Genomic DNA, 26,192 nt, shown 5'->3' with positions numbered 1-26,192 from the left:
CGCCCGGCCCGGGCGCACGCGGTCACGCGCCCAGCCGGTCCCGCAGCCGCGCGAGCTGCGCCCAGAGCTCGTCGGGCACGCGGTTGCCGAAGGTGTCGAAGAACTCGGCGGTCAGCTCGGCCTCGGCGAGCCACTGCTCGGGCGAGACGTCGAACAGGGCGTCGAGGTCGGCGTCGTCCAGGTCGAGGCCGCCGAGCTCGAGCGCGCCGGGCGCGGGGAGCAGGCCGACGGGGCTCTTCACGGCGCCGCTGTCGGTGCGGACGCCGCGCGAGCGGTCGACCTGTGCCGCGATCCACGCGACCACGCGCGCGTTCTCGCCGAACCCGGGCCAGAGGAACCGGCCGTCGGCGTCCTTGCGGAACCAGTTGACCTGGAAGATCTTGGGGCGCTTCTCGGGGTCGAGGGAGGCGCCGACGCGGAGCCAGTGCGCCCAGTGGTCGGCCATGTTGTAGCCGCAGAAGGGCAGCATCGCGAACGGGTCGCGGCGCAGCGCGCCGACGGTGCCCTCGGCGGCGGCGGTCTGCTCGGAGGAGATGGTGGCACCCATGAAGACGCCGTGCTCCCAGCCGTACGCCTGCGCGACGAGCGGGACGTTGGTCGCGCGGCGTCCGCCGAAGATGATCGCGTCGATCGGGACGCCGTCGGGGTCCTCCCAGGAGTCGGCGATCGTCGGGCACTGCGCCGCGGAGACGGTGAACCGCGAGTTCGGGTGCGCGGCGGGGCGGCCGGCGTCGGGCGTCCAGTCCTGGCCGGTCCAGTCGATCAGGTGCGCGGGCGGCTCGGGGGTCAGGCCCTCCCACCAGACGTCGCCGTCGTCGGTGAGCGCGACGTTCGTGAAGATCGTGTCGCGCGCGAACGTCTCGACGGCCGCGGGGTTGGTCTCGACGCCGGTGCCGGGCGCGACGCCGAAGAAGCCGGCCTCGGGGTTGATCGCGCGCAGGCGGCCGTCGGGGCCGGGGCGCAACCACGCGATGTCGTCGCCGATGGTCTCGACGGTCCAGCCGGGGATCGTCGGTCGCAGCATCGCGAGGTTGGTCTTGCCGCACGCGGACGGGAAGGCCGCGGCGAGGTGGTAGGCCCGGCCCTCGGGCGACGTCGCGCGGATGAGCAGCATGTGCTCGGCGAGCCAGCCCTCGTCGCGCGCCATCGCGGACGCGATGCGCAGCGCGAAGCACTTCTTGCCGAGGAGGGCGTTGCCGCCGTACCCGGAGCCGTACGACCAGATCTCGCGCGTCTCCGGGAAGTGGACGATGTACTTCGTGTCGTTGCACGGCCACGGCACGTCCTCGGAGACCGCCCCGGTGTCGTCGACGAGGGGCGCGCCCACCGAGTGCACGGCGGGCACGAACGCGGCACCGGCGTCGATGAGGTCCATGACGGCCGTCCCGACGCGCGTCATGATCCCCATGCTGACGACGACGTACGGCGAGTCGGTGACCTGGATGCCGACCTGGGAGATGGGGCCGCCCACCGGGCCCATCGAGAACGGCACGACGTACATCGTGCGGCCGCGCATCGAGCCCTCGAACACGTCGCGGAGCTCGGCGCGCATGGCCTCCGGCTCGCGCCAGTTGTTGGTCGGGCCGGCGTCGACCTCCTCGCGCGAGCAGATGAACGTGCGCGACTCGACGCGCGCGACGTCGCTCGGGTCGGAGCGCGCGAGGTAGCTCCCGGGGCGCAGCTCCGGGTCGAGGGGCAGGAGCGTCCCGGCGTCGACGAGGAGGTCGGTCAGGCGCTGCTTCTCCGCCGCGGAGCCGTCGCACCAGACGATCGCGTCCGGCTCGGTGAGGGTCGCGATCTCCCGCACCCAGGCGCGCGCGTCGCGCGGACGAGGGTCGGCCGTGCCGCCTCGCTGCCCCGGCGACCGGTCCGTCGACAGCCCGGCGAGGTCGGTCTCGACGTCGTCGAGCAGCGCGGCCTGGCGGGTGCGGCGGGTCTGGCGGGGGCCTGCGGCGGTGGTCATGGGTTCTCCTCGCTCGGCGGGTGGGCGGTGCTGTACCTCCAGCCTCACGCGGAACCGGCGTAGATTTCGCCTCAGAATGCTGTGAAGATTCGTTGATCTTGACGTACTGTCAAGCCATGGCCAGCACGACGTCGTCCAGCCGCCCCGGGGACCGTCCCGAGGCTCAGCCCACGGCCCAGGCGGACCTCATCACGCTCGGTCGGCGCGTGCGGCACTTCCGCACGGCGCGCGGCCTCACCCTCGACGCGCTCGGGGAGGCCGTGGGCACCGCGCCCAGCCTGCTGTCGATGATCGAGAACGGGCGCCGCGAGCCGCGGCTGTCGCTCCTCCAGCAGCTCGCCCAGGCGCTCGACGTCCCGGTCACGGACCTGCTCACGGACGAGCCGCCGTCGCGCCGCGCCGCGCTGGAGATCGCGCTCGACCGCGCCCAGCGCGGCCCGCTGTTCGCGGGCCTCGGGCTGCCCGCCGTGAAGGCGAGCCAGAAGCTGCCCCTGCCGGTGCTCGAGAACCTCGTCGGCCTGCACGCCGAGCTCCAGCGCCGCGCGACCGAGGCCGTCGCGACCCCCGAGGAGGCGCGCCGCGCCAACACCGAGCTCCGCCTCGAGCGACAGGCGCGCGACAACTACTACCCGGAGATCGAGGCGCTCGCCGAGGAGATGACGCGCAAGGCCGGCTACACGGTCGGCGCGCTCACCCACCGCACCGTCGCGCGCATGGCCGAGCAGCTCGGCTTCACCATCTGGCACGTCGACGACCTGCCGCACTCGACGCGCACCGTCACCGACCTGGAGAACGGGCGCATCTACCTGCCGCCCGCGTCGATCCCCGGCGGCCACGGGCTGCGCTCGCTCGCGCTCCAGGCCATAGCGCACCGCGTGCTCGGGCACGAGCGGCCGCGCTCGTACGCGGAGTTCCTGCGCCAGCGCGTCGAGATCACGTACTTCGCCGCGTGCTGCCTCATCCCGCAGAGCGCGGCCGTCGACTTCCTGGAGCGCCGCAAGCGCGAGAAGGACCTCGCCGTGGAGGACCTGCGCGACGCTTTCGGCGTCACCCACGAGGCCGCCGCGCAACGCTTCACGAACCTCGCGACCGTGCACCTCGGCATCCCGCTGCACTTCCTGCGCGTCGGCGACGACGGCGCGCTGTTCCGGGGCTACGAGAACGACGGCCTTCCCCTGCCCGCCGACGTCACGGGCTCGATCGAGGGCCAGATGGTCTGCCGCAAGTGGGCTGCCCGCGAGGCCTTCACGCGCCGCGACCGCGCGCAGGAGTCGTACCAGTACACGGACACGCCCGCGGGCACGTTCTGGTGCTCCACGCAGACCGGCACGACGACGTCCGGCCAGTTCTCCATCGCCGTCGGGGTGCCGTTCGCGTCGGCGAAGTGGTTCCGCGGCCGGGACACGACGGTGCGGCGGCAGTCGTCGTGCCCGGACGAGTCGTGCTGCCGCCGCCCGGCCGCGGACGCGGCCGCGCGCTGGGAGGACGCGTCGTGGCCCAGCGCGCGCATGCACCAGCACGTGCTCTCCGCGCTCCCGAGCGGCGCGTTCCCCGGCGTCGACGCGACGGAGGTCTACGCGTTCCTCGCCAAGCACGCCCCGCGGGACGCCTGACCGGGCACCGGCGAGCGCGCCTCAGGCGACCGGCCGGCCCGAGAGTGCCGCGACCTGCCGGTGCACCTGCGCCGTCTCGATCTCCGACCGCAGCGCGACGCGGTCGAGCCCGACGGCGGCCGCCTGCGCGACCGGGCCGAGCACCATGCGCAGGTCCGCGACGGCGTCGAGCGCGGCCCGCCTCGTCGTCGCCCGCTCGGCGCTCGCGGTGACGAGCGACAGCGCGAGCCCGAGGTCCTCGGCGACGAGCTCGCGCGGCGAGAGCAGCGTCGACGCGATGCGCGCGAGCGTGCCGACCTGCCGGCCGAGCTCGCGCGCGGTCGCCCGGCCGCGCCCCAGGCGGGCGGCGCGCTCGCCGAGCTCGCGCGCCACGAGGGCCGACGACGCGTCGCGCAGGTCCTCGACGTAGGTCCGGGACTCGCCCGGCCCGGCGAGGGGCCGGTGCACCCGGTCGAGCGACCACGCCGGGTCGCGCCCCTCGGCGTGCAGGTGCCGGTCGAGGTCCACCGCGTCGAGCGCGGCGTCGTCCCCGCCGGCGAGCCACGCCTCGACCCGGGCGACGTCCGCCCGGTCGTCGACGTCGAGCCCGACGGTCGACAGCACGTCGAGCCACGTCCCGGTCGTCACGTCGAACAGCGGGACGAGGTCGTGGTCCTCCGGCCCGGCGGGGCGCACGAACCGGTCGTGCGCCGGGTCGTGCAGCAGGACCCACTCCTGCCCGTCGAGCGTCACCGGGCCCGCCTCGGTGAGCTCCAGCACGACGCGCAGCGCCCACTCGTCGTACGTCTCGCCCCACGTCTCGCCCGTCACCGGGTCGCGCAGGACCCGCGGCGTGCTCAGGCGCTCGGGCAGCCACAGGAGCGGGTGCCACATCGCCTCGGGGCGCACGGTGGTCCACCGCCGTCGGCCCGCGGGCACGGTCCACGGCAGGGGGAGCGGTGACGCGGACAGGGGCGAGAGCAGCACCTCGCCGTCGGCCAGGCCGGCGAACGCCTGCCAGCGGTGCAGGCGGGCCACCGTCTCGATCGCGGACGAGGGGAGCAGGAGGCCCGCTCCCGGTCCGGCGTCGAACGTCCGGCGTCTGTGCTCCACAGGGGTCCTCTCGTCGTGGTGGTCTCCACGCCTATGCGGCGGGGGCGCGCGCCAACCTGCGCGCGCCACCTCGAACGCCGCCCGCCATGGTGTGACGGACATCACAGCGCCGTGGGGCTGCGAGCGGCCGATTTTCGCGCGGGCGCCGCACACACCCTCGCCATGCACACCTCGACCGTCGCCACCGACGTCCCCGCCCCCCGCACCCACGACCGCGCGAGCGACGAGCTCGACCGCCTCACCACCGACCTCGCGCTGCGCGTGCGCGCCGGCGCGCTCCCCGAGCGGGAGGCCCGCATGGCGGTCTTCGAGGCCGTCTTCCGGACCGGGATCATCCCGTCCGAGACGCTGCGGTACTGCCACCGGCACGACGTCGCGCGGTTCCTGCACGACGACATGGTCGAGGCGGCCGTCGACTTCTACACCCGCAAGCTCCTCGACCTCCCGAGCGCCGACGGCGCGACCGGCGACTCGACGGGACGCAACGGCACCAAGTTCTTCGACCTCGAGGTGTTCGCCGACGGCGCGAGCGCGGCCGGCTCCATCCGCCAGGCGCTCGGCGACTACACGCTCATGCACCGCACGCTCCTGCGCACCGTGCGCAGCGCGCGCCGGGTGGGGCAGATCGTGTCGACCGACCTGCTGGAGGGCACGCTCGACGACGAGGGCCGGCTCGCGGGCCTCCTGCACGAGCTGCCGGTCGTCCCCGACCCCGCGGCCGACGTCGTCGATGCGGGGCGCTCCGCGCAGCTCGAGCAGCTCTACGAGACGCACGTGAGCGCGGCCGCGCGGCAGCGCGGCGTGCTCCGCACGCAGATCGACGCGGGCGCGATCCGCGAGGCGTTCGACCTGCCCGAGCTCGACCGCCCGCTCGACCCGGACGTGCGCGCCCGGATGCTCGGGTGGGTCGAGGAGGACGAGGACCTCGCGCGGCGGTCCGTCGTCGGGCTGCTCGCCACCACCGACGAGCGCCGCGCGGTCCTGCTCGGCCGCCTCTGGGCCGCGTTCGACCGCGACCGGCTCTCGACCCTCGCCGACCACGAGTACGGCGCGCGGATCGCGGACCTGCTCGTCCGCGACGCGCTCGCCGACCGCGCGCGCCCCGGCCGGCCCGCCGTCTCCCGCACCCGCGTCGCCGTCAAGCAGGCCGTCGCGGGCTGCGGCGTGGACGCGGGCTGGGTCGCCGAGCTCACCACCGTCTTCCTCGAGCACGAGCACGAGGCGCGCTCCGCGTGGGACCCCGACCGCGGGACCGGCGAGACGACGCGCGACGCGGCGCGCTACCTCGCCGCCCTGACGACGGCCGCGGCCCTGCCCGGCGCCCCGCTGGGCGCGACGCCGCTCGCCGTGCGCCGCGCGCTGGCGGACCTGGTGGCCGCGGCCCGCACGGGTGGCCAGAAGCGCTCGCTCGTCGCATAGGACCTCACGACCACCGACGCGCCTCGCCCGCGAGGCACCGAGAGGAGACCCCATGGCCGCCGTCCCGGCACGCCCGCGCACGACCATCGCCGAACGCTGCGCCCCGCTGAACAAGGAGCTTGCCCGGCGCCGGTCCGGCTCGCCGCTCAACCCGCGCGACGTCCACGAGCTCATCGCCTCGCTGGTCGAGGAGCTCGTCCTGCAGGGCATGACGCGCCCGGAGGCCGCGGGACTCGTGAACCGCGCCGCGCAGAAGGCCACCGCCTGACACGACCCCGGACGACCCGCACCCCACGAGGCGGCAGCGCGTACCGAGAGTACGCCGTGACCGCCCGTGCGAACGGGTCGGCCACCCGGGCACCCGCGGGGGTACCCGGGCCGCACGCCGGACACCGGCGACGAGACAGACACACGCCAGACATGGCGGGGAGGTACGGACGTGGACGAGATGGACGAGATCGTCCACGAGTTCCTGGTCGAGTCCTACGAGAACCTCGACCAGCTCGACCAGGACCTCGTGGCGCTCGAGAGCGACCCGTCGTCGCGCGCGCTGCTGAGCAGCATCTTCCGCACCGTGCACACCATCAAGGGCACGAGCGGCTTCCTGGGGTTCGCCAACCTCGAGCGCGTGTCCCACGTGGGCGAGTCGCTCCTGTCCGAGCTGCGCGACGGCGAGCGGGCGATGGACCAGCCGACGGCGGACGTGCTGCTCGCGCTCGTCGACACGCTGCGTGCCATCCTCGCGAAGGTCGAGTCCGGTGCCGGGGACGACCTCGAAGTCGACCCGATGGTCGCGCGCATCGTCGCGGTCCAGGACGGCACGGCGGCGCCGGAGCCGGACGTCGCGCCCGCCGTCGCGGGCGGTGCCTCGCCCGACGCCGCGGCCGGCACCGCGCCCGAGACCGACCCCGAGCCTGCACCCGAGTCGGAGGCGGAGCCGGAGCCCACGCCCGCGGCGGGCACGGCACCCGAGCCGGCTCCCACGCCCCGGACCGCCCCGGTGCTCGCCGCCGAGCCGGAGCCCGCACCCGCCGTCGGACCGGCGCCCGCGCCCGAGCCGGCACCCGAGCCCGAGCCGCACACCCGCAACGCCGCGGACGGCTCGATCCGGGTGGACGTCGACCTCCTGGACACGCTCATGCGGCAGGTCGGGGAGCTCGTGCTGGTGCGCAACCAGATCGACCGGATCGCCGGCGCGGGCGAGGACCAGGAGACCAAGCGGTCCGCGCAGCGCCTCAGCCTCATCGCGTCCGAGCTGCAGGAGGGCGTCATGAAGACGCGCATGCAGCCGATCGAGCACGTGTGGTCCAAGATGCCGCGCGTCGTGCGCGACCTCGCGAAGATGCTGGGTCGCGACGTCCGGATCGAGATGACGGGCGGCGACACCGAGCTCGACCGCTCCCTGCTCGAGGCGGTCAAGGACCCGCTGACGCACCTGGTGCGCAACGCCGTCGACCACGGGATCGAGGCGCCCGAGGACCGGCGCCGCGCCGGCAAGCGGCCCCAGGGGCTCGTGACGCTGCGCGCGTACCACTCGAACGGCCAGGTCGTCGTGGAGATCACGGACGACGGCGCGGGCATCGACCCCGAGAAGGTCGGCCGCACCGCCGTGGCCAAGGGGCTGCGGACGGCGGGCGACGTCGCCGCGATGGCCCCGTCCGAGCTGCTCGACCTGCTGTTCCTGCCCGGCTTCTCGACGGCGGCGAAGGTCACGAACGTGTCCGGGCGCGGCGTCGGGATGGACGTCGTCCGCACGAACATCGAGGCCATCGGCGGCTCGGTCGACGTCGAGTCGACGGTCGGGACCGGGACGACGTGGCGCATGCGGATCCCGCTGACGCTCGCGATCATGCCCGCGCTCACGGTGATGTGCTGCGGCGCGGTCTACGCGATCCCGCAGGTCAGCCTCCTCGAGCTCGTCGCCCTCGGCGACCAGCACGGCGAGATCGAGCACGTCGGCACCGCCCCCGTCTTCCGGCTGCGGGGCACGCTGCTCCCGCTGCTGTCGCTCTCCGAGGTGCTCGGGCTCGACCCGGAGTCCGAGGGCCGCGTCATCGCGGTCGTCGAGGCCGACGACCAGCGCTTCGGCGTGATCGTCGACCGCGTCCTCAACATGGAGGAGATCGTCGTCAAGGCGCTCGCGAACCGGCTCAAGCAGATCGGCATGTACTCCGGGGCGACGGTGCTCGGCGACGGCGGGGTGGCGCTCATCCTCGACCTCCAGGCGATCGCCCGCAAGGTGCTCACGTCGGACGCCGCGGACATGGCCCGCGCGTACGCGCAGGACACGACGGAGAGCGCCACGACCGTCGAGCAGATGCTCGTCGTCGGGGCGGGCGACCGTCGCGTGGCGATCCCGCTCTCCGCGGTGACGCGGCTCGAACGGATCCGCGCCGCCACGATCGAGCAGGTCGGCTCGCGCGAGGTGCTCCAGTACCGCGGCGCGCTGCTGCCGCTCGTCCGGCTCGACCAGCTCCTGGGCGCGGCGGGCGGCCCGCCCGCGGACGAGCTCGACATCGTCGTGTACACCCGCGCGGGGCGCAGCATCGCGATGGCGGTCACGGAGATCTTCGACATCGTCGAGGACGACGCGCGCCGGCGCAGCGACATCGACGGCCACGGGCTCACCGGGTCGACCGTCCTCAAGGACCGCGTGACGGAGCTGCTCGACGTCCGCAGCGCCGTCCAGGCGGCGGACCCCGGCTTCTACGACGACCTCGACCCCTTCGACGACGCGACGGCCGAGAACGACCTGTCGCTGGCAGGTGCCCGATGACCACGCAGCAGCTCGTGACGTTCACGCTGGCCGACCGGCTCTGCGGGATCCCCGTCGACCGCGTCCAGGAGGTGCTGCCGGGCCGCGCCCGGACACGCGTTCCGCTCGCGCCCGACGACGTCGGGGGCCTCGTCAACCTCCGCGGGCAGGTCGTGCTCTCCGTCGACCTGCGGCGTCGCCTCGGCATGACGGCCCACGACGCGGACCAGATGATGGTCGTCGTCTTCGTCGGCGACGAGACCGTGAGCCTGCTCGTCGACACGATCGGCGACGTGCTCGAGGTCGACGCCGACCAGTTCGAGACGCCGCCCCAGACGCTCCCCGAGGAGCTGCGCGCCGTGATCCGCGGCGCGTACAAGCTCTCCGACCGGCTGCTGCTCGCGCTCGACGTCGACGCCGCGGCGTCCTGAGCCCGACCGGCTCGCCCCCTTCCTCTTCTTCTCGCACCCACGTCCCCAGGAGCTCCTCATGTCCACGCTCGAGACCCCGCGGCCCGCCGCGCGCCGGCGTCGCTTCGCCGACTTCTCCGTCCGCACGAAGATCCTCACCGCGCTCGGCGTGCTCGCCGTCGTGCTCGTCCTCGTCGTGGGGTTCGCCCTGCAGAGCCTGCGGTCGACGTCCGACGACACGGCGTCGGTCGCGGGCGTCGCGAGCTCGCTCCTGCGCAGCAACGCGGAGGTGGACCACGGCACCCAGGAGGCGTGGCGGCTCACCTACCAGTACGACATCGTCCAGGGCGAGGCCCGCGAGCAGACCGTGGAGCAGATGGCCACCACGGACGCCCTCGTCGAGGAGCAGATCGGCGTGATCGACGCGGTGCTGGCCGCCGACGGGGTGGACGAGCCGAACTGGAACGCGTTCAAGGCGAGCTGGGCCGAGTGGCTCGCCTACCGCGACGCGACGCTCATGCCGGCCGTGGAGGCCAAGGCGGTGACGCCCGAGATCCAGGCGGCCAACGACGAGATCATCGAGTCCTACCGGACCTCGCTGGCGGCGTCCGGCGACGCGGTGTACGCCTACCTCGACACCGTCGCGGACGACGCCGCGGCGAAGGCCACGCGGGCCTTCCTCCTCATGATCGTCGTCGCCGCCGTCGGGCTCCTGCTCGCGGTCGTCGTGGGCGTGCGCGTCGCGAACGGCATCCGGCGCTCCGCCGGCACGGTCCAGCACGCGCTCGGCGCGCTCGCCTCGGGCGACCTCACCGTGCCGGCGCAGGTGGAGGCCCGTGACGAGCTGGGGCAGATGGCTGCGGCGTTGACGAGTGCGCAGGAGAACTTGCGGGGGATCATCGCGGAGGTGGCGGGGACGTCGGAGGCGGTGGCTGCGGCGACGGAGCAGCTGTCTGCGGCGGGTGCGCAGTTCTCGGCGTCGTCGGACGAGACGGCGGCGCAGTCGGGTGTGGTGGCGTCGGCGGCGGAGCAGGTGTCGCAGAACGTGCAGACGGTGGCTGCGGGTGCGGAGGAGATGGGGGCTTCGATCCGGGAGATCGCGCAGAACTCGAACGAGGCGGCGAAGGTGGCGAACAAGGCCACGGAGCGTGCTGCGGCGACGAACGAGACGGTGCAGAAGCTGGGGACGTCGTCGCAGGAGATCGGTGACGTGATCAAGGTGATCACGTCGATCGCGGAGCAGACGAACCTGTTGGCGTTGAACGCGACGATCGAGGCGGCTCGTGCGGGTGAGGCGGGCAAGGGGTTCGCGGTGGTGGCCAGCGAGGTGAAGGAGCTGGCGCAGGAGACGGCGAAGGCGACGGAGGACATCGCGCGTCGGGTGGAGGCGATCCAGGGGGACACGGTGGGTGCGGTGGAGGCGATCGGGGAGATCGCGGACATCATCGGGCGGATCAACGACTACCAGCTGACGATCGCGTCGGCGGTGGAGGAGCAGACGGCGACGACGAACGAGATGTCGCGGGGGGTGCAGGAGGCGGCGACGGGGTCGAGCGAGATCGCGGGCAACATCACCGGCATCGCCGCCGGCGCCTCGTCGACGGCCCAGGCCGTCGAGCAGATGAACGGGTCGATCGCCGAGCTCGCGCGCATGGCCGCCGAGCTGCGCGGCCGCGCCTCCCGGTTCACCTACTGACCTGCTGACCCCCTGACACCCACGCACCCACGCACCCACGCAGAGAGACGACCACGATGACCACGAACCAGCAGCAGGACGCGCCCCGACGCCTGTGGGGGACCGCCCCGTCCTCGTCAAGATCCTCACGTCGGTCCTCGTGATGGTGGTGGTGACCGCCGTCATCACGGCCGTCGCGCTCGTCTCGATGCGCCAGCTGCGCTCGGACGCCGACGAGATGTACCGCAGCAACGTCACGCCGCTGCAGCAGCTCACGGAGATCCAGCGCGCCTTCCAGGGCGACCGCGCCCGCGTCATCCAGTACGGGATCGCGGACGCGGAGACCCGGGCGAGCCTCCTCGACGAGCTGGTGGAGCGCAAGGTCGACCTGGACGCCCAGATCGAGGCGTACCGCCCGAACGCGGTGAGCCAGACCGACGTCGACGCGCTCGTCGCCGCCCTGGACGCGTACTACGCGGCGGCCGAGGGCGAGCTCTTCCCGCTCGCGGACGCGGGCGACACCGCGGGCTTCGCCGCGTACTTCGACGGCACCGTCCGCCCCCTCACCACGGGCGTCATGGACGCGATGCAGGTCGAGACGGCGTCGCAGGGCGAGGAGGCGGCGGTGCTCGCCGAGGAGACGGACACGCTCGCGGCGCGGGCGCTGCTCGCCACGATCCTCGTCGCGGTGCTCGGCGCCCTCGCGGCGACCGCGCTGTCCTACGTCGTGGCGCGCGGGATCGCCCTGCGGATCCGGGCCGTGTCGAGGAGCCTGACCGCGCTGGGCGACGGCGACCTCACCGTGCGGGCCGAGGTGGTGGGTCGTGACGAGCTGGGGCAGATGGCTGCGGCGTTGACGAGTGCGCAGGAGAACTTGCGGGGGATCATCGCGGAGGTGGCGGGGACGTCGGAGGCGGTGGCTGCGGCGACGGAGCAGCTGTCTGCGGCGGGTGCGCAGTTCTCGGCGTCGTCGGACGAGACGGCGGCGCAGTCGGGTGTGGTGGCGTCGGCGGCGGAGCAGGTGTCGCAGAACGTGCAGACGGTGGCTGCGGGTGCGGAGGAGATGGGGGCTTCGATCCGGGAGATCGCGCAGAACTCGAACGAGGCGGCGAAGGTGGCGAACAAGGCCACGGAGCGTGCTGCGGCGACGAACGAGACGGTGCAGAAGCTGGGGACGTCGTCGCAGGAGATCGGTGACGTGATCAAGGTGATCACGTCGATCGCGGAGCAGACGAACCTGTTGGCGTTGAACGCGACGATCGAGGCGGCTCGTGCGGGTGAGGCGGGCAAGGGGTTCGCGGTGGTGGCCAGCGAGGTGAAGGAGCTGGCGCAGGAGACGGCGAAGGCGACGGAGGACATCGCGCGTCGGGTGGAGGCGATCCAGGGGGACACGGTGGGTGCGGTGGAGGCGATCGGGGAGATCGCGGACATCATCGGGCGGATCAACGACTACCAGCTGACGATCGCGTCGGCGGTGGAGGAGCAGACGGCGACGACGAACGAGATGTCGCGGGGGGTGCAGGAGGCGGCGACGGGGTCGAGCGAGATCGCGGGCAACATCACCGGCATCGCCGCCGGCGCGCGGGAGAGCGCCCGGTCGATGGAGCAGCTCAACGTCGCCGTCGTCGAGCTCGCCCACGTCTCGGAGCAGCTCGACGCCCAGGTCTCCCGGTTCCGGCTCTGAGACCGCCGACCATGACGCCCACACCCCGCGCGGCCCGCGCGCGCCGCGCCCGAGGAGGACGACCGTGATCCGCGTGCTCGTCGTCGACGACTCCGTCGTGATCCGTCGCCTCGTCGCGCAGACGCTCGACCGGGACCCCGAGATCACCGTCGTCGGCACGGCGGCCGACGGCCGCCTCGCCCTCGCGAAGGTCGAGCAGCTCGACCCCGACGTCGTCACGCTCGACATCGAGATGCCCGTCATGGACGGCATCGAGACGGTCCGGGCGCTCCGCGCGGCCGGCCGGCGCATGCCCGTCGTGATGTTCTCGACGCTCACCGAGCGCGGGGCGTCCGCGACGCTCGACGCCCTCACGGCCGGAGCCACGGACTACGTCACCAAGCCGAGCGGGAGCGGGTCGGTCCAGACCGCGCTCGAGCGCGTCGGCCTGGAGCTCACGCCGAAGATCAAGGCGCTCGTCCCGCGCGCGCCCGCCGCCCCGGCGGCGCGGGCGAGCGGGACGACGGCCGTGGTCCGGCGCCCCGCCCCGGCCCGACCGGTGCGCGCGGTCGTCGTCGGCTCCTCCACGGGCGGGCCGGAGGCGCTGCGGACCGTCCTGTCGTCCCTGACCACGCCGCTGCCCGTCCCGATGCTCGTGGTCCAGCACATGCCGCCGGTGTTCACGCGGCAGCTCGCCGAGCGCCTGGACCGCGCCGGACCCACGACCGTGGTCGAGGCCGCCGGCGGCGAGGTGCTCCGTCCCGGGCACGCCTACCTGGCGCCCGGCGGCCGGCACCTCGAGCTCGGCCGCCAAAGCACGGGCCTGACGACCCTCGTCACGGACGGGCCGCCCGTCAACTTCACGCGCCCCGCCGTCGACGTCCTCTTCCGCTCCGCGGTCCGCACGCTCGGCGGCGACCTGCTCGCCGTCGTCCTCACGGGGATGGGCTCCGACGGCCGCGACGGTGCGGGGGAGATCGCCCGCGCCGGCGGCCACGTGCTCGCCCAGGACGAGCAGAGCTCGGTCGTCTGGGGCATGCCGGGTGCCGTCACGACCGCGGGGCACGCCCACGCGGTCCTTCCCCTCGACCAGGTCGCCCGCGCCATCGTCGGTGCGGCCGAAGGAGCGCACGCATGACCGTCTCGACCCAGTCGTTCGCCTACGTGAGCGACCTGGTCCGCAAGCACAGCGCGATCCAGCTCGCGCCGGGCAAGGAGTACCTCGTCGAGGCCCGGCTCGGGCCGCTCGCGCGCGAGAAGGGCCTGCAGGGTCCCGACGCCGTCGACAGCTACGTCCGCCGCTACCTGCGGGGCGGATCCCCGACGGAGACCGTGCGCGTCGTCGAGGCCATGACGACCAACGAGACGTCCTGGTTCCGCGACACCTCGCCGTTCACCGCCCTGCGCCGGGCGATCCTGCCGGAGCTCGCGGGCGCGGACCTCAGCATCTGGTCCGCGGCGTGCTCGACCGGCCAGGAGCCGTACAGCATCGCGATGGTCCTGCGCGAGGAGCGGGTGCGGAGCTACCGGATCCTCGCGACGGACATCAACGCGCAGGTCGTCGAGCGGGCCCGGACGGGCCGCTACAGCCAGCTCGAGATCAACCGCGGCCTGCCCGCGCCCATGCTCGTGCGCAACTTCCGGCGCGTGGGCGCCGAGTGGGAGGTCGACCCGGCGCTGCGGGAGAACCTCACGTTCCAGCAGCACAACCTGCTCACGGCACCGCCCGGGCCGCGGATGTTCGACATCGTCTTCCTGCGCAACGTGCTCATCTACTTCGACATGCCGACCAAGCAGTCGATCCTCGCCCGGCTCCGCAGCCGGGTGCGGCCGGGCGGCTTCCTCCTGCTGGGGGCCGCCGAGACCACCGTCGGCGTCGATCCCGCGTGGGAACGGGTCGACGTCACGCAGGGCTCCATCTACCGACTCCGAGGAGGCAGCGCATGAGAGCGCTGATCATCGACGACGCCCGCGTGATGCGCCGCATCGTCGCCACGACGCTGAGGGATCTCGGCTTCGAGACCGCCGAGGCGGGTGACGGACGCCAGGCGCTCGACCTGCTCGAGGCGGGCGAGCGCTTCGACCTCGCGTGCGTCGACTGGAACATGCCGGTGATGGACGGGCTGCAGTTCGTGCAGGCCGTCCGCGCGCGCCGCGAGTGGCGCGACCTCACGCTCATGATGATCACCACGGAGTCCGAGCAGTCGCGCATCGTGCGCGCGCTCGCCGCCGGTGCCCACGAGTACCTCATCAAGCCGTTCACGCCGGACGCACTCATGGGCAAGCTCGACATGCTCGGGCTCCTGCCGACCAAGGAGCTCGCATGATCGACACCCGGGACACGCTCACCCAGAGCGTCCTGCCCATCGCCCAGGACCTCTTCGCCGCCATGGTCGACGGCGAGCCGGGCCTGCTCGAGCCGGTCGACGCCCTCGGGGCGCCGATCCCCGACCCCGTGCACGCGTGGGTCGACATCGTCGGCCCGACCTCGTGGCGCACGCTCGTCGTGACCGCCCGCCCGACCGCGGACCGCATCGCGCGCGCGCTCCTCCAGCTGGACGACGACGAGACCGTGGGCCTCGACGACGTGCGCGACGCGCTCGGCGAGGTCGCCAACGTCGTCGGCGGGAACCTCAAGGGCATGCTCGACGGCGGCTCCTCGCTCACCCTGCCCGTGGTCGACACCACGGGCCCGGCGGTCGCGCGAGCGGCCGACCACGCGCAGGCGCTGCTGTGGCGCGGCGAACCCCTCGTCATCTCGTTGTGGACCTCGAAGGACGGAGAACAGCTGTGAGAGTCGTCGTCGCGGACGACAGCCGCGTGATGCGGCAGATCGTCGTCCGGACCCTGCGCCAGGCGGGGTTCAAGGACTGGGAGATCCTGCAGGCCGGGGACGGTGCCGAGGCGCTCGCCCTTATCCTGGCGGAGCAGCCGGACCTCGTGCTGTCCGACTGGAACATGCCGGAGATGAACGGCATCGACGTCCTGCGCGCGCTGCGCACCGCGGGGTCGAGCGTGCCGTTCGGGTTCGTCACGTCGGAGGGCTCGCCGCAGATGCGCGAGCTCGCGGACGCCGAGGGCGCCCTGTTCCTCATCGCCAAGCCGTTCGACGCGGACACGTTCGAGGACGTCCTGCGCCCGCACGTCCGTTGACCCCGACGTCCGTCCCCCGGAGGAGCCCCCTGTGACCACGACCCCCCTGCCCGAGCTCAAGGAGATCCGCGACCTGTACGCGGGGCTGGTCGGCCGCGGCTGCACGGCCGTGCGCGCGAGCGCGCTCCTGACGCCCGAGACGAGGCCGGGTGTCATCGCCGCGACCTACGTCAGCCACCGGGCGCAGGTCGAGGCGGTCGTCGCCGTCGACGTCCCGCTCGGCGCCCACCTCGGCGCCTCGATCGGCCTCGTGCCGCCCGGCCCCGCCCAGGACGCGGCGGCCGACGGCGCGCTGAGCGACGTCCTGCTCGAGAACCTGTCCGAGGTCCTCAACGTCACGGCCGCCCTCTTCAACGCCGAGGGCGCGCCGCACCTCAAGCTCGCCGAGGTGTTCGACTCGACGCGCGGGCCGCTCCCGGGCGCACCCGTGACGTTCCTGCGCAGCACCGGTCGCCGCCTCGACGCGGAGATCGAGATCGCCGGCTACGGCGGCGGGGCGCTGACGGTCGTCCTCGCCTGACGACGACCGGGACCGACCCGCACGGAGGCCGGGCCAGGGGCGCACGCCCCGGGCCCGGCCTCTCGTCGTCCCCCGGTTCGCGCCCCGGCACGGCGCGGGACGACGACGGACAGCCACCCCGGTGCCGTGAGCGGCGCCGGGGTGGCTGTGGTCGCGTGGGGACGGGCCGTCCGCGAGGTCAGGCCGTGACGAGGGTCCGCCGCAGGTCGAGCCCCTGCCCCTCGAGGACGGACTGGACCGCGGCGCCCGTCTCGGGGTGCACGAGCACGGGCGCCAGGAGGTTCGCGTGCACGCGTCCCGCGCGCACGCTCGCGACGACGAGGACGAGCGGGTCGGTCTCCTCGGCGCCGATGCGCGCGAGGTCGGACGACGGGATCGCGGGGGAGTACCCGGGCACCCAGCGGCCGGGGTCGAGGACGAGCATCTCGACGCCGGGGGTGTCGAGCGCGGACAGCGTGTAGACGCCGTCGCCCTGCTCGGTGAGGAGCTCGAAGCGTCGGGCCGCGAGGCCGGGGGGCGGGGTGACGAAGGTGAGCGTGGTCATCAGCGGAGGTAGTCCAGGAGTGAGGGCTGCAGGAGGGTGGCGCCGATGCTCAGGGTCGCCTGGTAGGCGACCTGCTTGAGCTGCAGGTCGATCGCGAGCTCGGCGAGGTCGGCGTCCTCGATGGCGCCGCGGCGCGTCTCGAGCGAGGTGCGGTTGCCGAGGTTGGTGTCGGCGGCGCGCTCGAGCTGGTTCTGCCGGGCACCGACCGTCGTGTGCTGGGTGAGCACCGCGTCGAGCCGAGCGTCGACGGCGGCGAGGTGCCCCCCGCTCCCGTTGCCGGCCCGCAGGTCGGCCGCCACGGAGTCCAGCAGCGCGAACACGGAGCCGGACCCTGTGCCGAAGACGGCCGCGCCGTCCACGTCGACGCGGACCGTCGAGTCGACGCCGATGCGACGCTCGACGGGTGCGCCGCCGCCCGTGAACGAGTAGTCGTCGCGGAAGGCGACGCCCTCGTCCGAGGTCCCGGCGAAGACGGTGCGCCCGAGGTACGTGGAGTTCGACTGGCGCAGCAGCTCGTCGCGCAGCTCCACGAGCTCGGCGGCGACGGCCTCCCGGCCCTCCGCCGACGTCGTGTCCGACGCGCCCTGGAGGACGAGGTCGCGCACGCGCTGGACGATGTCGGTCACGGTGCCGAGCGTCGAGTCGAGCGTCGCGAGCCAGCCCTCGCCGTTCGCGATGTTCCGGTCGTACTGCTGCTCGGCCGCGAGCCGGCCGCGGATCGCGAGGGCGTCCGCCGCGGACGACGGGTCGCTCGAGGCACGCGTGATCTTGCGCCCCGAGGTGCCCTGCTCCTGGAGCTCGGCGATCCTCGCGAGGTTGGACTGCAGGCTCCTCGTGACGTACGAGGCCTGCATCTGGTTGGTGATGCGCACGGTTCTCCCCTTGCGGACCTGGTCGCGGGCTACAGCCCGACGCGGCCGGTGCGGTTGATGAGCTGGTCGAGCATCTCGTCGACGGCGGTGAGCACGCGGGCCGCGCCCTGGTAGGCGTGCTGGTACTGCATGAGGTTCACGGTCTCCTCGTCGAGGGAGACCGCGGAGTGCGAGAGCAGGTCGCTGAACGCCGCCGTGGACGCCGTGGTGGCGAGCTTCGCGTCGTAGCCGGCCGAGCTCGACTTCACGGCGAGCTGCGTGACGTGCGTCGACCACACCGCGTCGGGCCCGCCGGCGGCGCTTCCGAGCGCGGCGATGCGGTCGGCGACCGACCCGTCGAGGCTTCCCGCGCCGACGGCGGCGGTCGCGACCTGGCCGGGCGCGGTCACCGCGACCCGCAGGCCGGCGCCCGCGGACCTGCCCGGCTCGATCGCGAAGAACGCTCCGCCCGGGGTGCCCGACGGCGTCAGGCCCGTCGTGTGCAGCGCGTTGACCTGCGTGACGAGCGCCGACGCGAGCGCGTCGTAGCCCGCCGCGGCCTGGGCGTACACCCCGCCGGAGGACACCGGCGCGAGTGCCGACAGGTGCCCCGCGAGCTCGCCGCCCTCGAGCCCGACGGCCGCACCCGGACGGTGCGACCACTCGAGCCGCACCGCGTCGGCAGCCGCCCCGTCGAGCGTCGAGGCCCCGACGAGCCGGACCTCGTTCACGTGGTTGCCGTCGACGAGGAGGTTCCCGCCCAGGAGCACGTTGACGGTGCCGTCGGGGTTCGTGCTCGTCTGGGCGCCCGCGAGGCGCGCCAGGTCGGCGGCGAGCTGGTTGCGCTGGTCGACGAGCTCGTTGGCGGAGCCGTTCTGGCCGGAGGCGTCGAGGATGCGCGTGTTGAGCGCGGCGATCTTGTCCGCGACCGTGTTGATCTCGGCCACGAGCGAGCCGGCGCTCGTCCGGGCCTGGCCCCACGCGGTCTCCACGCGGGCCCGGCCGTCGACGATCCGGTCGACGACGGCGCCGGCCTCCTCGACCACGACCCAGGCCTGGGCGTCCTTGCCCGGCGAGTTCGCGGCGTCCTGCCAGGCGCCCCAGAACGACTGCAGCGCGGCGGACAGCCCGGTGTCCGAGGGCTCGCCATGGATGTCCTCGACGGCCGTGAACGCGGCGGCGCGCACGCCCGCGTACCCGTCGGCGGACGCCGTCTGGCGCACGCGCGACTCGAGGAAGAGGTTCCCGAGCCGGGCGACGCCGTCGATCGACACGCCCTGGCCGGACCGCGCGGACTGCGAGAGCCGCCCCAGGCCCATCTCGGTGAGCGGGGCCGTGGCCGACTGCTGCACGCGCTGGCGCGTGTAGCCCGGCGTGTTGACGTTGGCCACGTTCTGACCGGTGACGTCGATGCCCGCCTGGGCGGCGCTCATGCCCCGGAAGGCGGTGTTGAGGATGGAGAACGAGCTCATGGGCGGGACTCCTTACAGCACCGTGTCGAAGAGGCGGGCGACGTCGGACCGGTCCGTGGTGGCGCCGGTGGCGTCGTAGGTGCGGGGCTCGCCGCCGAGCGTCGCGAGCGTCTCCTGCGTCGAGCGCGACGCGTGGTTGACGAACTGCGTGTTCGTGTCGCGGACGGTCTTGATCCGCACCGTCAGCTCCGTGAGGCCCGTGAGGTGGCCCTCGAAGATCTCGCGCCAGGGCCCCGCGGCCGGGGCGGCCGCGGCGATCTCCCGCAGCGTGGCGTCGGGCGCCAGGCCCCACTCGGCCGCGACGGTCTCGGACGCGACGGTGCGCACGAGGGTCGCCTCGCGCACCTTCTCCATCACGGTCTCGACCTCGCGGTTCGCGTGGGCGAGCCAGCGGGTGCGGCCGGCGGTGAGGAGCAGCTGCTCCTCCTCGAGCTTGAACAGCAGCATCTCGAGCAGCTCGCGCTCTCGCCACAGCAGGGTCGACAGCTCCTGAGGGCCCAACGTGGCTCTCCCTTGTGTGCGCGGTGGTCGGTCGGGACGGCGGGCAGCGCCCGCTCGAGACCCACTGTCGGCACGCGCGGCGCGCATGTGGCGGCTGATCCCCGCGCCCGCTGCATGGGAGAGGTCAGGACGCGGTGCCACCGCGTGCCTCACCCGCGTCTCCCGGTGCCGTACCGGGCCCGCCCCAGCAGAAAGGTGCTTCGGCGTGAACCTCTCCGAGCGCAACGCTCTCGTCGTCGACAACCTTGCCCTCGTCGGCTTCCTCGTCTCCGACCTGTGCGCGCGGGCCGACCACCTCTCGCGCGAGGACCTCGCGTCGGTCGGCGCGGTCGCCCTCACCACGGCGGCCACGAGCTTCGACCCGACGCGCGGCGTGCCGTTCGGCGCGTACGCGCGGCGCCGCATCGTGGGGGCGCTCGCCGACGAGCTGCGCTCGCAGGACTGGGCCCCGCGCTCGGCGCGCCGCCGCATCAAGGCGCTGACGGCCGTGACGGCGTCGCTCACCGCGTCCCTCGGCCGCGAGCCGACCGACGCGCAGGTCGCCGAGGCGATGGGCGTCGCGGTCGCGGACGTGCGCGCGGCCCGGGACGACGCCGGCCGCTCGATCGTGGCGATGGAGGACACCACCTACGACCACGTCGCGCTCGAGGCGCCGACCCCGGAGGAGCAGGTCCTGTCCGTCGAGGAACGGCACGTGGTGCGCGAGGCGGTGGCCGCGCTGCCGGACCAGCTGCGGCACGTCGTCGAGCAGGTGTACTTCGCGGGGCGCAGCGTCGGCGAGCTCGCCGCCGAGCTGGGGATCAGCCACTCGACCGTCTCGCACGCGCGCATCGAGGCGGTCCGCCTGCTCCGCGAGGGGCTCGAGGCCCACTACTCGGGCCGCGAGGCGAAGGGCCCGGCCGCGCCGCTCACGGCCCGCCGGCGGGAGTACCTCGCCGCGATGGGCGAGCGCGTCGCGGGCGGTGCCACGCAGCGCTCCGCGTGGGCGGTGCCCGCGGCGTCGTGACCCGGGCCGCGACGGCGTCGACCGGCGTCGGTCGACGTCGGCCACCGTCGGGCCGCGGCGTCCGACAGTCCCCAGGAGCAGGCCGGTCGAGGTGACGGGCCGGTACCGGACGAGCCGGCCCGCCCGGGGCCGCGCGGGACAGGAGCGCACGCATGGGTCTCTCGATCGTGACGAACGTGGCGGCGACGACGACGTACCGCCGCCTCGCGACGACGCAGCGCGAGCAGGGGGCGTCGGCGGAGCGGCTCGCGTCCGGCCTGCGGATCACCACCGCCGCGGACGACTCCGCGGGCCTGACGACGGCGGAGGGCCTGCGGGCCCAGGCGAACGGGAGCGCCGTCGCGCAGCGCAACGCGGCGGACGCGGTCGCCATGCTCGAAACGGCGGACGGCGCGCTCGGCGGCATCCAGAGCATGCTCCAGCGCATGCGCGAGCTCGCGCTCCAGGCCGCGAACGACACGAACGGGCCGGACGCGCGCGCCGCGATGGAGGACGAGCTGTCGGCGCTCGCGCGCGAGGTGAGCCGGACCCACAACGAGTCGGCCTTCGCCGACCAGCTCCTCCTCGCGAGCGAGCCGACGGTGACCTTCCAGGTCGGTGCCGAGGGGGACGCCGCCTCGACGATCGCCGTCCAGCTCCCGCGCGTGACGTGGGCGGTGTCGTCGGTGCTCGTCGCGGGCGACGGCGACCTGCGCGTGAGCCTGACCGGCGCGGGGTACCCCGAGCTCGCGCACATGACCTCGCGTGCGGCGGTCGAGGCGATCGACCGCGCGATCTCGCGCGTCTCGGAGGAGCGCTCGCGCATGGGCGCGACGATCAACCGGCTCGACCACGCGGCGCGCGTCGCGGGCAGCACGGGGGAGAACCTGCGCGCGGCGGAGTCGCGGATCCGGGACGCCGACCTCGCCCAGGAGCTGCGCGACGGCGCCCGCCTGAACGTGCTGGCGCAGGCGGGGACGGCGATGCTCGCGCAGGCCAACCAGGCGCCGTCGTCGGTGCTGCAGCTCCTGGGCTGAGCCCCCGAGGCTCCCGAAAAGTGACACAGGTCACTGACCACGAGGGGGCGGTGGCTGCCGAGAGTGCTGGGTGACCGGCCCATGGATGGGCTGGGGGATCATCCACTCGCCCGTCTCACGGAGGACTCATCATGGGCTTCAGCGTCAACACGAACGTCTCGGCACTCAACACGTACCGGAACCTCACGAGCACCCAGAACAGCCAGAGCAAGTCGCTGGAGAAGCTGTCCTCGGGTCTGCGGATCAACCGTGCGGCGGACGACGCCGCGGGTCTGTCGATCGCCGAGGGTCTCAAGGCCCAGGTGAACGGTTACAGCGTCGCGGCGCGCAACGCGCAGGACGGCATCAGCGTCGTGCAGACGGCGGAAGGTGCGCTGGGTGAGGCGCAGTCGATCCTGCAGCGCATGCGCGACCTGTCGGTGCAGGCGGCGAACGACACGAACAACGCCGACGCGCGCACCGCCATCAGCTCGGAGCTGGGCGAGCTCGCGGACGAGCTCGACCGGATCGTCGACTCGACGAACTTCAACGGGATCGACCTGCTCAAGTCGACGTCGACGGACCTCACGGTCCAGGTCGGCGCCGAGGGCGCGGGCGGCGGGAACACCATCTCGATCGACCTCACCACCAACGACCTGCAGGGCATCATCGAGGCCGGCGTCTACGACGCCACCAACGGTGGGACGTCGCTCAACGTCGCGACCGCCGCCGGCGCGCAGGCGGCGATCGAGACGATCGACACGGCGCTCAAGGCTGTGTCGACGGCTCGCTCCGGCCTGGGTGCGACGCAGAACCGCCTGGAGTACGCGATCTCCAACATCAACGTCGCGACGGAGAACCTGACCTCCGCCGAGTCGCGCATCCGCGACGTCGACATGGCCAAGGAGATGATGAACTACTCGCGCACCAACATCCTGTCCCAGGCCGGCACCGCGATGCTGGCCCAGGCGAACCAGGCCAGCTCGGGAGTCCTCCAGCTCCTCGGCTGACCCTGACGGCCACCCGGCGGGCGGCACGGACCGCCCTCCGCGCCGTCCGCCGGGTCTTCTCCGCACCACGTCCCCAGCACGTCCCCGTCCCACACCTGGAGGTGATCCGCGTGGGCATCTCCTTCACCGGGCTGTCGAGCGGTCTCAACACGGCAGACCTCGTCAAGCAGCTCATCGCCGTCGAGTCGATCCCGCAGCAGCAGCTCCAGGCCAAGGTCAAGGCCGAGCGCTCCGAGATCTCCGCGCTCCAGGACCTCAACACGCGCGTGGCCGCGCTCGCGAAGCTCGCCAAGGAGCTCACCGCCGGCGACGCGCTCGCGCTCTTCACCGCGAAGGGCTCGTCCGACGCGGTCTCGGTCACCGCCCGCGCCGGCGCCTCCCCGGGGAGCATCGACGTCGTCGTCGACGCCGTCGCCACCGCGCAGAAGTCGGTCACCGCGACCCTCACGACGGCTCCCACCACGCGCTTCACCCTCACGGACGCCGCGGGCGAGCACACCGAGCTGACCGCGGCCTCCACGTCGCTCGACGACGTCGTCGCGGCGATCAACCGCGCCGACGCGGGCGTCACCGCGGTCAAGGTCGGTGCGGGTACCGACGCCGCGACGGGGGAGAAGCTCTACCGCCTCCAGCTCACGGGCGCCGCGACGGGCGCCGCGGGCGCGTTCTCGTTCCACGCCGGGACCGCCGCCGAGGTGGACGCCGGCACCGCGACGAACCTGCTCGCCGCTCCCGGCGCGGCCACCGTCACGGCGGCCGCCGACTCCGTGGTGCGCCTGTGGGCCGGCACCGCCGCCGAGCAGACCGTCACCTCGGCGTCGAGCACGTTCACCGACCTCCTTCCCGGCATCGACGTCACCGTCTCGAAGGCGTCCGCCGACCCCGTCACCGTCACCGTCGCCGAGGACCCCGAGGCGCGCGCGAACAAGGTCCGCAGCCTCGTCGACGCCGTGAGCGCGATCCTCGCGCGCATCGGGACGCAGACCAAGGTGACCATCGGGTCCGACGGCTCGACCTCCGGCGCGACGCTCGCCGGCGAGTCCATCGTGCGCAACGCGCGCCAGTCGCTGCTCGGCGCCGTCACGGACCCGGTGGACGGGGCGTCGCTGTCGTCGATCGGCATCGAGATCACGCGCTACGGCGAGGTCACGTTCGACGCCGAGAAGCTCTCGGCGGCCCTCGCCGCCGACCCCGACACGACGATGAGCACGTTCACGCAGGTCGCGACGCGCGTCCAGAAGGCCTCCGAGATGCTCTCCGACAAGTACGACGGCCTCCTCACGACGTCCGTCAAGAACCGCGAGACCCAGGCCACCCGCCTGGACGACCAGATCGCCCGGTGGGACCAGCGGCTCGAGCAGCGCTTCAAGCGCCTCACCGCGCAGTACACCGTCATGGAGGTCCAGCTCGCCAAGCTCGACTCGCAGCAGCAGTGGCTGACGGGCCAGCTCGCGACCCTCATGCCCTCCTCGTCCTCGAAGCGCTGAGCCGCACCTCCCGCGAAGGAACCGCCGTGACCCACCTCGCCCGGAGCGCCTACGGGCGCGACGCCATCCTCACCGCGTCCCCCGCGCGCCTGCTGACGCTGCTCTACGACCGTCTCGTGCTCGACCTGCGCCGGGCCGAGGCCGCGCAGGGCGAGGAGCGGTGGGCCGCCGCGTCCGAGCAGCTCCTGCACGCCCAGGCGATCGTGGCCGAGCTCATGGGCTCGCTCGACACCACGGTCTGGGACGGTGCCGAGGACCTCATGGCCCTCTACGTCTACGTCCACGAAGCCTTGGTCGCCGCGAACGTCCACCGCGACATCGGGCGGACGCACGAGGTCCTCGAGATCGTCGTGCCGCTCCAGGAGACGTGGCGCCAGGCCGCGGAGGTGCTGCCCGCCGGGCACGGGAGCGCCGCGGCGCACGGCGGCGGAGCGACCGGTGTCGCCTGACCGCGCAGGCACGGTCACGGCCTGGACCCGTGCCCTCGACGAGCTCGACGCGATGGCGTCGGTCGCGGGCGAGCACGCCGGCGAGACGGCCGTCGCCCACCTGGCCGCGTGGACCCCTCCGACCGGGCTGGGGCGGCTCCCGGCCGAGCTCGTGGACCGCGCGCTCGAGGTCCTGGTCCGCCAGGCCGACGTGGTGGACCGCCTGCACGCCGCCATCGTGGAGAACCGGCGGCACTCCCGTGCCCTGACGTGCGTGCCCCGCGCGCACGACTCGACCGCGGCGGCGTACCTCGACGTGAGCGCCTGACCCTCGCGACACCTCCGGCCCGGCGGCGCTCCCGGGCGAGCACGGCTCACGCGTCGCGACCCTGCATAGGGGTCGGGTGAGCACACGACCGACCGCGCAGCACGCGTCCCCGCTGCGCGCGCACGACGCACGACGGCGGCCCCTCGGCCGTCGTCGGCTCAGGGTGAGCACGGACCGCTCCCCCCGCAGGCCATCGGACGGCCGACACCGACGACGTGGGGAATCCGCGACCGTGTTCGACTCCGTCACCTCCGTAGCGATCCAGAGCGCGCTGGACGGGCTGTCCGCCCGGCAGAGCGCCATCGCCGAGAACGTCGCCAACATCAACACCCCGGGCTACACCGCGAAGCGCGTGCAGTTCGAGGAGGCGCTGGCGGCCTCCGTCGCCGACGGCGACGCCCGGCGCACCGCCTTCACCGTCGACCGCTCGCTCGAGCCGACCCGGCTCGACGGCTCGAACGTCAACCTCGACACCGAGACCGTCTCGAACGTCGACACCGTCCTGCGCTACCAGTTCGCGACCCAGGCCGTCGGCGGCGAGGCCGCCGCCCTGCGCGCGGCGATGCGGACGGCCTGACATGACCTACGACGCTCTCGGCATCGCCGGCACCGGCCTCACCCTGCACCGCAAGTGGCTCGACGCCGTCGCGGACAACCTCGCGAACGTCAACACCGTCACGTCGACCGACGACGCCGCGTTCCGCGCCCGCTACGTCCTCGCCACCGAGGGCGGCGAGAAGAACCCGGGCGCGTACGTCGCCGGGGCGGCGTGGGGGAGCGCGGAGGGCCGGCTCACGTACGAGCCGGACCACCCGCTCGCGGACGAGGACGGCTACGTGCGCTACCCGGACATCGACATGTCCGAGCAGATGGGCAGCCTCATCCTCGCCCAGCGCGGCTACCAGGCGAACGCTGCCGTGATCGACCGCGCGAAGACGGCCTACGAAGCAGCACTCCAGATCGGGAAGTGATCCTCATGTCCATCCCCTCCGTCGAGGCCACGACCGGCACCGGGTACCTCACCGGCGTCGAGAGCCTCTCCGCGACCGCTGCCGCCGCGACCGGGTCGACCGGTGCCGCGGGCGCGAGCGCCTTCGCCGACGTGCTGGGCGGCGCGGTCGACAGCACGCAGCAGCTCCAGGGCGCCGCGAACGAGCTGGCGATCGCCGCCGTCACGGGCGACCTCGAGAGCGTCCACCAGGCGACCATCGCCTCCACCCGTGCCCAGACGACCCTCGAGCTCGTCGCCGCCGTGCGCAACAAGGCGGTCGACGCGTTCAACGAGATCATGAGGATGCAGGCCTGAC

The 26,192-nt window shown here is 73.6% G+C and carries 28 protein-coding genes; 22 read left to right on the top strand and 6 right to left on the bottom strand.

The window, feature by feature from the left end:
* Positions 1 to 22: 22 nt before the first annotated feature.
* Positions 23 to 1,963, bottom strand: coding sequence for a phosphoenolpyruvate carboxykinase (GTP) (locus E1O70_RS14315; RefSeq protein ID WP_082774182.1), 1,941 nt, complete (start codon positions 1,961 to 1,963; stop codon positions 23 to 25).
* Positions 1,964 to 2,079: 116 nt separating this feature from the next.
* Between E1O70_RS14315 and E1O70_RS14310 the strand changes: the two genes are divergently transcribed.
* The gene (locus E1O70_RS14310) at positions 2,080 to 3,576 is read left to right on the top strand and encodes an XRE family transcriptional regulator (protein WP_082774183.1); all 1,497 of its coding nucleotides are present in this window, start codon (positions 2,080 to 2,082) and stop codon (positions 3,574 to 3,576) included.
* A gap of 21 nt (positions 3,577 to 3,597) precedes the next feature.
* Here the strand turns inward: E1O70_RS14310 and E1O70_RS14305 are convergent, their stop codons facing one another.
* Positions 3,598 to 4,668 carry a hypothetical protein gene (locus E1O70_RS14305; RefSeq protein WP_061266650.1) on the bottom strand — a complete coding sequence of 357 codons (1,071 nt, stop codon included), beginning with the start codon at positions 4,666 to 4,668 and terminating at the stop codon, positions 3,598 to 3,600.
* Between the two features lie 162 nt (positions 4,669 to 4,830).
* Between E1O70_RS14305 and E1O70_RS14300 the strand changes: the two genes are divergently transcribed.
* The 12 genes from E1O70_RS14300 (at position 4,831) to E1O70_RS14245 (ending at position 16,263) form a co-directional block, all read left to right on the top strand.
* Positions 4,831 to 6,087, top strand: coding sequence for a hypothetical protein (locus tag E1O70_RS14300; protein WP_061266651.1), 1,257 nt, complete (start codon positions 4,831 to 4,833; stop codon positions 6,085 to 6,087).
* 52 nt (positions 6,088 to 6,139) lie between these two features.
* Positions 6,140 to 6,355 carry a hypothetical protein gene (locus E1O70_RS14295; RefSeq protein WP_043653789.1) on the top strand — a complete coding sequence of 72 codons (216 nt, stop codon included), beginning with the start codon at positions 6,140 to 6,142 and terminating at the stop codon, positions 6,353 to 6,355.
* 180 nt (positions 6,356 to 6,535) lie between these two features.
* The gene (locus E1O70_RS14290; RefSeq protein WP_174526014.1) at positions 6,536 to 8,863 is read left to right on the top strand and encodes a chemotaxis protein CheW; all 2,328 of its coding nucleotides are present in this window, start codon (positions 6,536 to 6,538) and stop codon (positions 8,861 to 8,863) included.
* Complete coding sequence (locus E1O70_RS14285) at positions 8,860 to 9,273, top strand: chemotaxis protein CheW (RefSeq protein ID WP_061266653.1); 414 nt, start codon at positions 8,860 to 8,862, stop codon at positions 9,271 to 9,273. The genes E1O70_RS14290 and E1O70_RS14285 overlap by 4 nt, the downstream gene beginning before the upstream one ends.
* A gap of 58 nt (positions 9,274 to 9,331) precedes the next feature.
* The gene (locus tag E1O70_RS14280; protein WP_061266654.1) at positions 9,332 to 10,948 is read left to right on the top strand and encodes a methyl-accepting chemotaxis protein; all 1,617 of its coding nucleotides are present in this window, start codon (positions 9,332 to 9,334) and stop codon (positions 10,946 to 10,948) included.
* A 94-nt stretch (positions 10,949 to 11,042) separates the two neighbouring features.
* The gene (locus E1O70_RS20600) at positions 11,043 to 12,611 is read left to right on the top strand and encodes a methyl-accepting chemotaxis protein (protein WP_276321420.1); all 1,569 of its coding nucleotides are present in this window, start codon (positions 11,043 to 11,045) and stop codon (positions 12,609 to 12,611) included.
* Positions 12,612 to 12,675: 64 nt separating this feature from the next.
* Complete coding sequence (locus E1O70_RS14270) at positions 12,676 to 13,728, top strand: protein-glutamate methylesterase/protein-glutamine glutaminase (protein WP_061266679.1); 1,053 nt, start codon at positions 12,676 to 12,678, stop codon at positions 13,726 to 13,728.
* The gene (locus E1O70_RS14265; RefSeq protein ID WP_043658116.1) at positions 13,725 to 14,537 is read left to right on the top strand and encodes a CheR family methyltransferase; all 813 of its coding nucleotides are present in this window, start codon (positions 13,725 to 13,727) and stop codon (positions 14,535 to 14,537) included. The genes E1O70_RS14270 and E1O70_RS14265 overlap by 4 nt, the downstream gene beginning before the upstream one ends.
* Positions 14,534 to 14,917, top strand: coding sequence for a response regulator (locus E1O70_RS14260; RefSeq protein ID WP_021482437.1), 384 nt, complete (start codon positions 14,534 to 14,536; stop codon positions 14,915 to 14,917). Before E1O70_RS14265 ends, E1O70_RS14260 begins: the two co-directional genes overlap by 4 nt.
* On the top strand, positions 14,914 to 15,384 hold the full coding sequence (locus tag E1O70_RS14255) for a chemotaxis protein CheX (protein ID WP_021482436.1): 471 nt from the start codon (positions 14,914 to 14,916) through the stop codon (positions 15,382 to 15,384). Before E1O70_RS14260 ends, E1O70_RS14255 begins: the two co-directional genes overlap by 4 nt.
* The gene (locus tag E1O70_RS14250) at positions 15,381 to 15,743 is read left to right on the top strand and encodes a response regulator (RefSeq protein ID WP_061266680.1); all 363 of its coding nucleotides are present in this window, start codon (positions 15,381 to 15,383) and stop codon (positions 15,741 to 15,743) included. Before E1O70_RS14255 ends, E1O70_RS14250 begins: the two co-directional genes overlap by 4 nt.
* Positions 15,744 to 15,774: 31 nt before the next feature.
* Entirely contained in the window at positions 15,775 to 16,263 is a 489-nt protein-coding gene (locus E1O70_RS14245) for a hypothetical protein (protein WP_061266681.1), read from the top strand.
* Positions 16,264 to 16,441: 178 nt separating this feature from the next.
* On the opposite strand, the gene E1O70_RS14240 is transcribed toward E1O70_RS14245, so the two are convergent.
* The 4 genes from E1O70_RS14240 to E1O70_RS14225 are packed head-to-tail and all read right to left on the bottom strand — an operon-like array spanning position 16,442 to position 19,631.
* Positions 16,442 to 16,807: a flagellar assembly protein FliW gene (locus tag E1O70_RS14240; protein WP_061266682.1), complete on the bottom strand. Its 366-nt coding sequence runs from the start codon at positions 16,805 to 16,807 to the stop codon at positions 16,442 to 16,444.
* Positions 16,807 to 17,679 (bottom strand): flagellar hook-associated protein FlgL, encoded by an 873-nt coding sequence (gene flgL / locus E1O70_RS14235; RefSeq protein ID WP_061266683.1) that lies wholly within the window; start codon positions 17,677 to 17,679, stop codon positions 16,807 to 16,809. Before flgL ends, E1O70_RS14240 begins: the two co-directional genes overlap by 1 nt.
* A gap of 29 nt (positions 17,680 to 17,708) precedes the next feature.
* The gene (gene flgK, locus E1O70_RS14230) at positions 17,709 to 19,130 is read right to left on the bottom strand and encodes a flagellar hook-associated protein FlgK (protein ID WP_061266684.1); all 1,422 of its coding nucleotides are present in this window, start codon (positions 19,128 to 19,130) and stop codon (positions 17,709 to 17,711) included.
* Between the two features lie 12 nt (positions 19,131 to 19,142).
* A complete protein-coding gene (locus E1O70_RS14225; RefSeq protein WP_021483253.1) occupies positions 19,143 to 19,631 on the bottom strand; it encodes a flagellar protein FlgN in 489 nt (162 codons plus the stop codon).
* A gap of 205 nt (positions 19,632 to 19,836) precedes the next feature.
* Here E1O70_RS14225 and E1O70_RS14220 point away from each other — a divergent pair, with 205 nt between their 5' ends.
* The 9 genes from E1O70_RS14220 (at position 19,837) to fliE (ending at position 26,191) form a co-directional block, all read left to right on the top strand.
* Positions 19,837 to 20,637, top strand: coding sequence for a sigma-70 family RNA polymerase sigma factor (locus tag E1O70_RS14220; protein ID WP_061266685.1), 801 nt, complete (start codon positions 19,837 to 19,839; stop codon positions 20,635 to 20,637).
* A 152-nt stretch (positions 20,638 to 20,789) separates the two neighbouring features.
* On the top strand, positions 20,790 to 21,653 hold the full coding sequence (locus E1O70_RS14215; RefSeq protein ID WP_061266686.1) for a flagellin N-terminal helical domain-containing protein: 864 nt from the start codon (positions 20,790 to 20,792) through the stop codon (positions 21,651 to 21,653).
* 131 nt (positions 21,654 to 21,784) lie between these two features.
* The gene (locus E1O70_RS14210; protein WP_061266687.1) at positions 21,785 to 22,642 is read left to right on the top strand and encodes a flagellin N-terminal helical domain-containing protein; all 858 of its coding nucleotides are present in this window, start codon (positions 21,785 to 21,787) and stop codon (positions 22,640 to 22,642) included.
* 110 nt (positions 22,643 to 22,752) lie between these two features.
* The gene (gene fliD / locus E1O70_RS14205; protein WP_061266688.1) at positions 22,753 to 24,129 is read left to right on the top strand and encodes a flagellar filament capping protein FliD; all 1,377 of its coding nucleotides are present in this window, start codon (positions 22,753 to 22,755) and stop codon (positions 24,127 to 24,129) included.
* 26 nt (positions 24,130 to 24,155) lie between these two features.
* On the top strand, positions 24,156 to 24,578 hold the full coding sequence (gene fliS / locus E1O70_RS14200) for a flagellar export chaperone FliS (RefSeq protein WP_021483132.1): 423 nt from the start codon (positions 24,156 to 24,158) through the stop codon (positions 24,576 to 24,578).
* A complete protein-coding gene (locus E1O70_RS14195; protein ID WP_061266689.1) occupies positions 24,568 to 24,885 on the top strand; it encodes a hypothetical protein in 318 nt (105 codons plus the stop codon). Before fliS ends, E1O70_RS14195 begins: the two co-directional genes overlap by 11 nt.
* 232 nt (positions 24,886 to 25,117) lie before the next feature.
* A complete protein-coding gene (locus E1O70_RS14190; RefSeq protein ID WP_021482579.1) occupies positions 25,118 to 25,462 on the top strand; it encodes a flagellar basal body rod protein FlgB in 345 nt (114 codons plus the stop codon).
* Position 25,463: 1 nt separating this feature from the next.
* Positions 25,464 to 25,856 (top strand): flagellar basal body rod protein FlgC, encoded by a 393-nt coding sequence (locus E1O70_RS14185; protein WP_021482578.1) that lies wholly within the window; start codon positions 25,464 to 25,466, stop codon positions 25,854 to 25,856.
* A 5-nt stretch (positions 25,857 to 25,861) separates the two neighbouring features.
* Entirely contained in the window at positions 25,862 to 26,191 is a 330-nt protein-coding gene (fliE, locus tag E1O70_RS14180; RefSeq protein ID WP_061266694.1) for a flagellar hook-basal body complex protein FliE, read from the top strand.
* Position 26,192 lies beyond the last annotated feature (1 nt).

This window comes from Cellulosimicrobium funkei (assembly GCF_004519295.1).
Taxonomy (GTDB): domain Bacteria; phylum Actinomycetota; class Actinomycetes; order Actinomycetales; family Cellulomonadaceae; genus Cellulosimicrobium; species Cellulosimicrobium funkei.
This window is presented reverse-complemented; position numbering and strand designations above follow the sequence as displayed.

Bases quoted from the DNA above. Each gene is read 5' to 3' on its own strand.
- E1O70_RS14315 (WP_082774182.1), bottom strand. From the start codon at position 1,963: ATGACCACCGCCGCAGGCCCCCGCCAGACCCGCCGCACCCGCCAGGCC.
- E1O70_RS14310 (WP_082774183.1), top strand. From the start codon at position 2,080: ATGGCCAGCACGACGTCGTCCAGCCGCCCCGGGGACCGTCCCGAGGCT.
- E1O70_RS14300 (WP_061266651.1), top strand. From the start codon at position 4,831: ATGCACACCTCGACCGTCGCCACCGACGTCCCCGCCCCCCGCACCCAC.
- E1O70_RS14295 (WP_043653789.1), top strand. From the start codon at position 6,140: ATGGCCGCCGTCCCGGCACGCCCGCGCACGACCATCGCCGAACGCTGC.
- E1O70_RS14290 (WP_174526014.1), top strand. From the start codon at position 6,536: ATGGACGAGATCGTCCACGAGTTCCTGGTCGAGTCCTACGAGAACCTC.
- E1O70_RS14285 (WP_061266653.1), top strand. From the start codon at position 8,860: ATGACCACGCAGCAGCTCGTGACGTTCACGCTGGCCGACCGGCTCTGC.
- E1O70_RS14280 (WP_061266654.1), top strand. From the start codon at position 9,332: ATGTCCACGCTCGAGACCCCGCGGCCCGCCGCGCGCCGGCGTCGCTTC.
- E1O70_RS14265 (WP_043658116.1), top strand. From the start codon at position 13,725: ATGACCGTCTCGACCCAGTCGTTCGCCTACGTGAGCGACCTGGTCCGC.
- E1O70_RS14260 (WP_021482437.1), top strand. From the start codon at position 14,534: ATGAGAGCGCTGATCATCGACGACGCCCGCGTGATGCGCCGCATCGTC.
- E1O70_RS14255 (WP_021482436.1), top strand. From the start codon at position 14,914: ATGATCGACACCCGGGACACGCTCACCCAGAGCGTCCTGCCCATCGCC.
- E1O70_RS14240 (WP_061266682.1), bottom strand. From the start codon at position 16,807: ATGACCACGCTCACCTTCGTCACCCCGCCCCCCGGCCTCGCGGCCCGA.
- flgK (WP_061266684.1), bottom strand. From the start codon at position 19,130: ATGAGCTCGTTCTCCATCCTCAACACCGCCTTCCGGGGCATGAGCGCC.
- E1O70_RS14215 (WP_061266686.1), top strand. From the start codon at position 20,790: ATGGGTCTCTCGATCGTGACGAACGTGGCGGCGACGACGACGTACCGC.
- E1O70_RS14210 (WP_061266687.1), top strand. From the start codon at position 21,785: ATGGGCTTCAGCGTCAACACGAACGTCTCGGCACTCAACACGTACCGG.
- E1O70_RS14185 (WP_021482578.1), top strand. From the start codon at position 25,464: ATGACCTACGACGCTCTCGGCATCGCCGGCACCGGCCTCACCCTGCAC.
- fliE (WP_061266694.1), top strand. From the start codon at position 25,862: ATGTCCATCCCCTCCGTCGAGGCCACGACCGGCACCGGGTACCTCACC.